Raw genomic sequence first — 10,137 nt, forward strand, 5'->3', positions numbered from 1 at the left:
TGGATTGCCTCCAGCTACTGTTCCAACACAAACCGTGCCGGATCGGCCCACGCCAGCGGGTATAAATTCGTTACCGGTCAGCACGCCCGCTTCGGCTACGCCCACGTCGGGTACGGCCGTGCGGAGCCGACGCTCGCTTAACCTGCGCACCCGCACCGGAGCCCCCGGCGATACCACCGGGTTGGCCGCCGTTCGGGACTCGACCTTGCAGGATTCGCTCGCGGCCGATCAGGCTTTTCGCACCACGGTAAAGTACTCCTCGAAAGATTCCACGATTTACGCGGCCGATGGGCAGGTGGTCGAACTGTTTGGCGATGCCAACGTGGAGTATGGCGACATCTCGCTCAAGGCCGACTACATCCGGCTCAATTACACCACCAACGAGGTGTTTGCGCGGGGTCGCTACGACTCCACGGCCCGCAAGCTGATTGGGCAACCCGTATTCAAGGACGGGGGCGATCAGTACGATGCCAAGGAGATCCGGTATAATTTTCGGTCGAAAAAAGGGAAGATTCAGGGCGTTGTGACCCAGCAGGGGGAGGGCAACATCCGGGGCAATAGCGTGAAGAAGGATGCCGAGAATAACATGTACATCCGGGGGGCTATTTACACCACCTGTAACCTGGCTACGCCCCACTTTCATATCAACGCCAGTAAGCTGAAGGTTGTACACAATAAACAGGTTATTGCCGGGCCTTTCAATCTGGTTATCAATCAAATACCGCTACCCATTGGGTTGCCGTTTGGGTTCTTTCCGTTCCCGAAAAAGAAAGATATTGGTGTGTCGGGCGTGCTTATTCCGCAATACGGTGAAGAGCCCAATGGGCGCGGCTACTACCTGCGCGACGGTGGCTATTACTGGGCCGTGAACGAGAATATTGGCCTTCAGTTTAAGGGTCAGATTTACTCGCGGGGCAGTTGGGGGGTGGGTACCACCGGCGCCTACAACAAACGTTACCGCTACAGTGGGGGCTTCGACCTGCGCTTTGCCCGCAACCGCTCCGGCGACCGGGTCGATAAAACGCAGTCGCCCCGCAATGACTTTGCCGTTACCTGGTCGCACACGCCCCAGAACCTGGGTAAGCGGAGCACGTTTTCTGCCAACGTGAACATCAGCAGCAACAGTTTCAACCAGTTCAACACGGCCGATGCGCAGCGGTACGTGTCGAACGTAGCGGGGTCGTCGGTGCAGTATAGCCGTCAGGTGGGGCAGTACATTCGAACCAGCTCCAGCTTCCGGGTCAATCAGCAGTTCGGGCAAACCGATCCGCGCACGGGCATCCGGCAAAACGGTAAAACCGACGTAGCCACCGATGTTTCGTTCGGTCTGAACCAGATTGCGCCGTTTGCCCTCAAAGGCGGTTCGGGTAAGTGGTACGAATCGTTTCGGGTAGGTTTTGATTTCAACGGAGCCGCTACCGTCACCAACTCGGTCAATACCAACCGGATTGATACGTCGGGCCTGGGCTTTCGGATTGTGGGTACGGGGGCGCGGCTTCGGCCACGGGGCGATATTGTCCGGGATAGCCTGGCCCGCGCCGATAGTATCCGGCTGGGGTTGATCCGGCAAAACGGGGCGCTCATTTCCGATCCTAACCTGGTGGCTTTCAATCTGGCCAACATGCCTGCCCTCTTGCGCAACGCCCTCGTTACGGGCCGGTACAGTATTCCCATTTCGCTGCCCAACATCAAGCTGGCCAAATACATTAACCTGACGCCGGGTTTCTCGTTCAACGGGGATCTGTACCGTAAAAAGCTCAACTACACCTACCTCGGTGGCGACTCGGTGCGGATTGACACGCTACAGGGGTTATCTACGGTGTACAACTTTGCCACGAGTGTGAGCATGAACACCCGCGCTTACGGAACGGTGTTTTTCAAGGGCAAGCGGCTACAGGCCATTCGGCACACCATAGCGCCCTCGGTATCGCTGGCGTACGTGCCCAATTTCTCAGACCCCTCGTTTGGCTTTACGCAGTACCTGCCTATTCCGGGGCTACCCGAATACCGGCGGTACGTGTCGCGCTACCGGGGTATCGGAGGGGCATCGTCGGGCGGAACGGGCAAAGCCAACGCCATTGTCTCCTTCGGGATTGTCAATCAGCTCGAAATGAAAGTCAGGGCCCGCAACGACTCGGCCGGGCAGGAGTTCAAGAAGATTTCGATTTTCGACAATATCAGCCTCAACGGTAGCTACGACCTCAACGCGCCCGTGTTTAACCTGTCGAATATCTCGTTGAGCGCCAATACGCAGATTTTCAAGAATATCAGTTTCAACTTCGCGGCTAACTTTGACCCTTACGCCTACCGCGAAATCAACAAAACGACCACCGGAGCCCGGCAGTTTGAGCGGATTCCGGTGTACGCCGTTCGGCAGGGGCAGGGGCTGGCGCGGCTCACGAGTGCGCAGGTGTATGTGAGCGGGCGTATTGTGCCTAAAGGGGCCGATAAGCCCAAGAAACCCGTACCCGGCACCAACGACGTGACCATGCGGGCCATCAACGCCAACCCCGACCTGTACGTTGATTTCAATATTCCCTGGTCGCTCAACGTGAGCTATTCGTTTGGCTACACCCAAATTGACCCGTCGCAGTCGAACATCATTCAGGCCGTTACGCTCAATGGGGATTTCAGCCTGACGCCCAAGTGGAAGTTTACCGTGCAGTCGGGCTTCGATATCAAGGCCAAGCGGCCCTCGCTGACTACGGTGGGTATCAACCGCGACCTGCATTGCTGGGATATGGCGTTTAACTGGACTCCGTTTTCGGGCAGCGCCCTCCGCAGCGGTAACTATTCGTTCGATTTGCGGGTGCGGTCGGCCATTTTGCAGGAGCTCAAGCTGAGTCGTCGTCGGAGTTTCTACGACCGGGGCGGTTTCTAAACACGCCTTGTAGAAGAGGGTCAACCGGCCGGAGGGATGCAGAACCTTCCGGCCGGTTTTGTTTTAGGGACCGTTGCCTTGCTACCGGGAGAGGCTTACCAAACATTTAGGCCGCGTAAAAGTACCCTTTTAGTATAGTGTAATTGTAGGATACTCGATATGGGTTGCCGCTCCTGAGCGATCCGCCCCCTGTTCAATTCCCGACAATGGGCAGGGGCTTGAACTGATCAGATAATATGAACAAAAAGGCTGATGTCTCGACCCAACCATCGCCCAGGGTGTATATCGTGGACGATACGGCCGACTACCGGTTTCTGGTCCAGCAGATTTTCGATCGGTTTCTGACGCAGTACAGGGTGGCGTTTTTTGCGGGGGGCGATGCACTGCTGACCCATTTACGCCGGATTCCAACCCCCTCGCCGGGAGCCGATACGGCTTTACCTGCGCTTATTCTGCTCGACCTGCACATGCCCGGTCTGGATGGGAAACAGACCCTGACGCAACTCAAAGATGACCCGGCCCTTAAAAACATACCGGTGGTGATTGTTACGAGTTCGTCGTCGGCCGAAGAAATCCGGGCCTGTTACGAAGCCGGGGCCAACTCCTGCCTGCCCAAACCGGTCGGGATAGAAGCCATGCAACAATTGCTCGGGCTGACCTGCCACTACTGGGTCGATACCAACTGGCAGCTTCAGCCCGCTGTGTCGAGTCCTGATTTTTCCTGAGCATTTGCCTTCATAAATCCCTTTATTACGTGCAATTCATCCACGATCTTCTTGAACACCCGTCGCTGCTCGCTTACTTTTCCGGGGCCAACAACTACACGTGGTTGCAGTTTCGGAACGGAGAGCGACGCTTACTGGCCAAGCCGCTGACTTACTTTGAGGAGCGCCTGCCCGGCTTTGTGCGGATTCATAAAACAGCCCTGATTAACCCCGTTTTTGTTGACGAAGTACAGTCGCCACCTGGCCCCAAAATGGCGGGCGCAGTGCGCATGAAAGACGGTACGCAACTGCCCGTGAGCCGCCGACGCTGGCGCGATGTGCAGCAGACCCTCTGTCGGCCCGGCCCGGTTTTGCCGGAGGCTCCTACGGTAACGCCCGAACCGACCGGACGCCCTGCACCTTACCAACCCCCGCAGCCCCGGTTACTGGCCCTGATGACCGGTGATGCCTTGTTGCTGACCCGCGAATGCATTGAAACGGCAGACATAGCCTGTACCCTACAGGCGCTTGAACACGGGGCGGGGCTAGCCAATACGTTGTTGCTCAGGCCCGCTGCTACCTGGCCTTCGCTCATTCTAATGGATGCCCGGTTTAGCCGCCCCGACCGGGTGCTCACCTTACGAACCCTCAAGACGCATCCGCAGCTCCGGGCTATTCCGGTGGTGTGGCTGGCAGGGTCGGAGCAGGATACCATGCAGGCTTATCAACTCGATGCCAACTCGGTGGTGGTAGTCCCCGACGACCCGGCCTCGTTTACCCGGTTGGTTCGGCAGTTGTGTACGTACTGGCTCACGGTGGTGCAGCTACCGCCCGAAGAAGGGTAAGATGTATTGCCGTGCCGGATCGCCGGACCGTTACCTCATTCAGCGTCTTCGACTTATGACTACTCGTTGATGCTGGCCCGTTGTCACGTATAGTAGTATCCATAGCCGCGCCCGGCGCGCACTCAACGGTTTCAACATGAATAGCAGCAACGACATACTCTCTTCTGCCACCACCGCCCCCAATACCCTCCCCAAAGGGCTACGCATGAACCCTGACTTAACTACGTCGGGTGCCCGCCCGGCCACTTCGGCCATTCCCGACGATATTGATGATCTGCTTTGCTTTTCGCATCTGCGCTGGAATTTCGTGTATCAACGGCCTCAGCATCTGCTGACGCGTGCCGCCCGGCGCTGGCGGGTATGGTACGTGGAGGAGCCCATTTGGAGCGATACGCCCGGCCTGCGGGTGCGGTTGGCGGGGCATCAGCTGTACGTGGTGGAGCCGCATTTGCCCCATGGCACCACGCCCGACGAAGCTATCCGACTACAGCGGGCTATGGTCGATCAATTGCGGGCCGAGCAGCGGATTCAGAACTATGCGGTCTGGTACTACACGCCCATGGCTATGCTCTTCAGCGATCACCTGCACCCGCGCCTGACCGTGTACGATTGTATGGACGAACTCTCGGCGTTTATGGGGGCACCGCCCTTGCTCATTGAGCAGGAACAACGGCTTATGCACCGGGCTAATCTGGTGTTTACGGGCGGCTACAGCCTGTACGAAGCCAAACAGAAACACCACGCACGGGCGTACCCCTTTCCAAGCTGCATTGATTACGACCACTTTGTGCAGGCACGGGCGGGACTGCCCAATCCGGCCGATCAGCAGGGTATTGTAGGACCGCGAATTGGGTACAGTGGGGTCATCGACGAACGGCTCGATCTGGCCCTGATTGACCAATTGGTGCAGCGCCGACCCGACTGGCAATTTGTGTTTCTGGGGCCGGTGGCCAAAATTCAGCCTGATCAGCTCCCCAAGCATCCAAACCTGCATTTTCTGGGCATGAAAGCCTACGACGACCTGCCCGCTTATTTCAGTAACTGGCAGGCTGCGCTCATGCCCTTTGCCATCAATGCCGCCACCAAATACATCAGCCCGACCAAAACGCCCGAATATCTGGCGGCCGGATTACCCGTGCTCTCGACTCCGGTGCGCGATGTAGTACGGAGTTATGGCGGCTGGGAGCGCGTTTGCATTGCCGAGTCGGCCGAGGAATTGGGCGCCCGCCTGGGCAGCCTGACAACCCGCCCTGCCGATAGCGATGGCCCTCAGTTGGAGCAGTTTCTGCGCGAGCAGTCGTGGGAAAATACCTGGCAGCAGATGCAGCGCATCATGAAAGCCCAGCTGATGGTAGGGTAGGAGGGCCGATGCCGACCGTCATAAACCCAAAGCCATGTACCGCAAACATGAGTCATCCCGAATTTTAGGTTAGGGGGAGATTCCTTACTCGAACGCCCCGTCAGGGGCCCAATATTGGTAGAAAAGGCGTCTCCTCGGAACACCAGAGCCCCGAAGGGGCGTAACCCTAAACAAGTTACGCCCCTTCGGGGCTCTGGCTTTGGATCCATGCTCCGGTTGGCTACCCATGTTCGGCCCCTACGGGGCATCAAAACGAGCGTTGAGCCAAAAACACCTGGACGTTAAAATTCGGGATGACTCATGTTTCCACCATAGGAGAGCTTCGTTTACTCAGACATCGGCGGGTTTGCGCCGGGTCAGCAGACCAGCGCCCACTTCGAGCAAACCAAAGGCTAGGTGCGGCCAGTATTTACGTTTGGCAAAGCCAAATAGCCAGGGCGAAGCTGCCACCAGCACCCCGTTGATTGTATCGACGTTGAGGTGTGTACGCATGGGTATCTGTCGCGACAGGCCAGCTTCGTAATTTGTCAGCGCCGATAAACCGAGCACCGCCACACCCGTGCCAACGGCCACCCGCCGGGCCGCGTTGTTATCGGCAAACTTGAAAAGCCAGGGCGACGCGATAAATAAGGCTCCGCTGGCATAGTCCAGCATCCCGTGGACTTTGGTTGGAATGGGTTTCCGGCTCATGTATTTCATCATCAATAACAACAGCACCTCGAAGCGGGCTGGTTGTTGGGTCACCTGATGCGTTTTTAACCACCCACAGGCGGGTAAGTGGCGCGCATCGGGCGGCTGAGTGAGGCAACGGTACGTATGTGCTCGTTGGCTCAGGTACGTGAGATGGCTATCGGCGACAAGTCTAAACGGCAGGTTCACGCAAAATTGCCAATCACAGGGCCATATACGCCCGCGATGGCCGAAACACAAGCATCCTCACAAGTCCGCAGAACGGTGTGGGGGAGTATGCCGCCGGAGCAACGGCCGTAGTTGCGATAGACTGAAGAATCGGCTTTTAAGTACGTAACCTTGGGTAGTTCCAATCACGACTTGTTTGTTTTGTTTGATGCGTCCTCTGGAGTCGAAGCGATACAATTTCTTGTCGTCTCCAATTTCCGGGTTACGTGTAACAATGCAAACGCCCCAGTTGGGCAGTTATGCCTTCAAATACTTTTTGCTGAACGAATAAATCAGCGTGACATTCCAAATAAAGTCTTTACTGCCAGCAATATTAGTCTGTATGATTTTGTTAACAATGGTTGAAAGCGAAAGCGGAAAATTGCGTTTAGCCAATATGACCGTCGAGGATGCATAAAAGCCGTCCTGTGCTTCCAATTTTAAATAATAGATTTGAGGAACTATCTGCATAAATAGCTGATTGGTAAGCTTAATGTTAGCGAAATTACTATTTACGGTCAGGAAATGCCCATTTGTTGCCGCGTCAAAGTCAAAGCCTCGTGAGTATAAGTAATACATACCCACACTGATATTTTTCGTTAGGAAATAATTGGGAGCAATTTCGCCCACTAAGTAACGTCTGGCTTCAATTACTTCGTTTTTTCCTCCATTTATAACAATCGGTAAGGTTCTGAAACTGAAGGCAGCATGTGCGCCTACTCGAAGCCTGAATTTTTGCCTATCGACGAGTTGATATCGCCACCAAAATAAAAAAGTCCACGGCTTTCCTTCTGCCGAAAACCATAATTGGGGCTCAAAGGTTAGCTTACTTCTTCCAAGCGATAAATCAAACATAACCGCCGGTTTTTCCAAATTAAACGAGGGTACGAATGAAATACCGTTATTGGTCACGCTAACAGCTCCCGCAAAATACCTCGTACTTTTTACACTATCCGCCTTGGATAATAGGGCAATTCCGGCAGGACTTATATCGCCAGCAATTACAGAGTCTCGGACGACAATGGTCGTGTCTATCTTTTGGGCGAAACAATGATGAGCACATGTAAAAAGAATGAATAGCAGCGGAATTTTACGGTAATATGTTTTCAACGCTTGTCAGTTTTTAAGTATTGATAACTGACGCGTAATATCTTTTTGAAAAGACATTACGCGTAAAATTCGTGGGGTGCGCCATATCTAAAACTTATAGTCCAGTCATTTTTTCGGCATGTTCACTATACCGGGCTCCTTGTATGTTGATATGGGACGCGGCTGTTTCAATCTGATTCAGATCATCGGCGGTCAGGTCAACCTGAACAGCCTCTAAATTTTCTTCCAGGCGGTGCACCTTCGTGGTTCCCGGTATAGGCACAATCCAAGGCTTTTGCGCTAACAGCCAGGCCAGCGCAATCTGGGCAGGAGTGGCCTCTTTTTGGTGGGCTATCTTCCCAAGTAGTTCTACTAAAGCTTGGTTTGCCGTTCGATTCTCTTCAGTAAATCGGGGAATGGTACTCCGAATATCGTTCGAGCCAAATTGGGTCGTTTCATCAATCTTGCCAGTGAGGAATCCCTTACCTAGCGGGCTAAAGGGAACGAAGCCAATACTCAACTCTTCTAGAGTTGGGATAATCTCGTTTTCGGGTGTTCTTGTCCAAAGCGAATACTCACTTTGTAACGCAGTCACTGGCTGAACGGCATGGGCACGGCGTATTGTCGCAGCACCCGCTTCCGACAGACCAAAATGCTTTACCTTGCCTTCCTTAATAAGTTCTTTTACCGCTCCGGCGACCTCTTCGATAGGAACACTCGTGTCTACACGGTGTTGATAGAACAGGTCGAGAACATCCACGTTGAGACGTTTCAGCGACGCTTCGGCAACTTGTTTAATATGCTCAGGCCGACTATCCAGTTCAGTCCATTTACCGTTTGCTGATGCTTTCCAGCCGAATTTGGTAGCAATTGCTACTTGTCCTTTGTAGGGAGCCAGTGCTTCGCCGACCAATTCTTCATTGACAAATGGCCCATAGGCTTCCGCCGTATCAAAGAAAGTTACGCCTTTCTCAACCGCTGAGCGGATTAAGGCAATCATTTCGGCCTTATCAGAAGCCGGGCCGTAACCCATGCTCATTCCCATACAACCTAAACCGAGGGCGGATACCTCCAATCCACTTGCTCCTAATGTGCGTGTTTGCATGTTTTAAAAAAGTATGATGAACAACCTTTATGTAGCTGATTATCATTCCAACTAATGTCATGCAAAATTACCCTATCAGACTAGCCGAGTGGTAATGATATTCAAAGAGAAGAATAAGAATTTCAAAGGATTATACCCGTAAGGAGGAGGGTACAACTCCGGTCAGTCGTTTGAAGTAGTTATTAAAGTAACTTGGATAGTCAAACCCGAGCGCGTAGGCAATTTGGGCGGTGCTCCAATCGGTATAGTGTAATAAGGCTTTCGCTTCGCTAATTATCCGCTCGGAAATGTGAACGGTTGTTGACTTGCCCGTAATTTCTTTCACCGCGTAGTTTAAATGATTCACATGTACAGACAGGCATTGAGCAAAGTCCTGAGCGGATCTAAACTGGAGTGGGTGTTCTAACGTCTCAATTGGAAACTGCCGTTCCAGAAGGTCGAGAAATAGAGCCGTAATACGGGACGAAGCATTCTTTGGTTTCACAAAACGATCTGAAGGTTGGAGTTTTAAAGCTTCGTGTATAATGAGATTCAGGCAGTTGCGAATCAATTCATCTTTAAACACATATTCCGAATTTTGTTCTACCAGTAGCTTTTTGAACAACGGTTCGATAAACTCCTTTTGTTGGCTATTCACGAGCAGGGCCGGTGTACTACCGATCTTGACTAAAGGTGATTCCAGAAAGCTCTCTGACCGCTCACTCGCTTTGAGGAACTCTTCGGTAAACACACAGGCATACCCTGTATAACTCGCTGAGAGTAGTTCAATGGAGTAGGGTACATGTGGATTTCTGAAAAACAAGAATGTGCCATCCATCTCTATACTCTTATCCGCATAGTGAATAATCATATGGCAGTTGGACAGCGTAATTTTGTAAAAATCCCTGCGGGTATAGGTTGGAGACCCGCTCACGGTCGTAACTATTTCATAAGCCTTGAAGCTTAAAGGCTTCAAATCACCCGTATGAGCCTCCTTAGTTGAAGAATTTGCCTGATTATTCATTATATAAAGGTAAGAAAATCAAATAGGAATGTCGTGGGTTGTTGATTAGATTTGCATGGGTAGCTTGTTGGACGACAGGCAGCGCGTCCCCACAAGCAAGGTTTTAGTTTCGCGTTCGGCTAAACCGAGACTGCTTTTTAAACTGTGTCAAGATTGGGTTTGAATAGAAGGGAAGAAAACAATTTCCTAATTTCCTACTCATGACTGACTCCTTCGACTACGAAGCCTTCAAAAAAGCGGCCATCAAGGGCCT

Annotated in this window: 8 protein-coding genes; 4 read left to right on the forward strand and 4 right to left on the reverse strand. The window is 53.0% G+C overall.

Annotation, left to right across the window (positions count from 1 at the left end; all coding sequences use genetic code 11):
• The first annotated feature begins 34 nt into the window (after positions 1–34).
• The 4 genes from F5984_RS17365 (at position 35) to F5984_RS17380 (ending at position 5,790) form a co-directional block, all read left to right on the forward strand.
• Positions 35–2,881, forward strand: a complete 2,847-nt coding sequence (locus F5984_RS17365) for a putative LPS assembly protein LptD (RefSeq protein WP_152125463.1) — start codon at positions 35–37, stop codon at positions 2,879–2,881.
• Between the two features lie 236 nt (positions 2,882–3,117).
• Entirely contained in the window at positions 3,118–3,606 is a 489-nt protein-coding gene (locus F5984_RS17370) for a response regulator (RefSeq protein ID WP_152125464.1), read from the forward strand.
• A gap of 29 nt (positions 3,607–3,635) precedes the next feature.
• Complete coding sequence (locus F5984_RS17375; protein ID WP_152125465.1) at positions 3,636–4,430, forward strand: response regulator transcription factor; 795 nt, start codon at positions 3,636–3,638, stop codon at positions 4,428–4,430.
• Between the two features lie 136 nt (positions 4,431–4,566).
• Positions 4,567–5,790, forward strand: coding sequence for a glycosyltransferase family protein (locus F5984_RS17380; protein WP_152125466.1), 1,224 nt, complete (start codon positions 4,567–4,569; stop codon positions 5,788–5,790).
• A 330-nt stretch (positions 5,791–6,120) separates the two neighbouring features.
• On the opposite strand, the gene F5984_RS17385 is transcribed toward F5984_RS17380, so the two are convergent.
• The 4 genes from F5984_RS17385 to F5984_RS17400 form a co-directional block, all read right to left on the reverse strand.
• Complete coding sequence (locus F5984_RS17385) at positions 6,121–6,534, reverse strand: SPW repeat domain-containing protein (RefSeq protein ID WP_246169084.1); 414 nt, start codon at positions 6,532–6,534, stop codon at positions 6,121–6,123.
• A gap of 411 nt (positions 6,535–6,945) precedes the next feature.
• On the reverse strand, positions 6,946–7,797 hold the full coding sequence (locus tag F5984_RS17390; RefSeq protein WP_152125467.1) for a hypothetical protein: 852 nt from the start codon (positions 7,795–7,797) through the stop codon (positions 6,946–6,948).
• A gap of 94 nt (positions 7,798–7,891) precedes the next feature.
• A complete protein-coding gene (locus F5984_RS17395) occupies positions 7,892–8,881 on the reverse strand; it encodes an aldo/keto reductase (protein ID WP_152125468.1) in 990 nt (329 codons plus the stop codon).
• A 130-nt stretch (positions 8,882–9,011) separates the two neighbouring features.
• Positions 9,012–9,884, reverse strand: a complete 873-nt coding sequence (locus F5984_RS17400; protein ID WP_152125469.1) for a helix-turn-helix domain-containing protein — start codon at positions 9,882–9,884, stop codon at positions 9,012–9,014.
• Positions 9,885–10,137 lie beyond the last annotated feature (253 nt).

It is taken from the genome of Rudanella paleaurantiibacter (assembly GCF_009184635.1).
GTDB lineage: Bacteria > Bacteroidota > Bacteroidia > Cytophagales > Spirosomataceae > Rudanella > Rudanella paleaurantiibacter.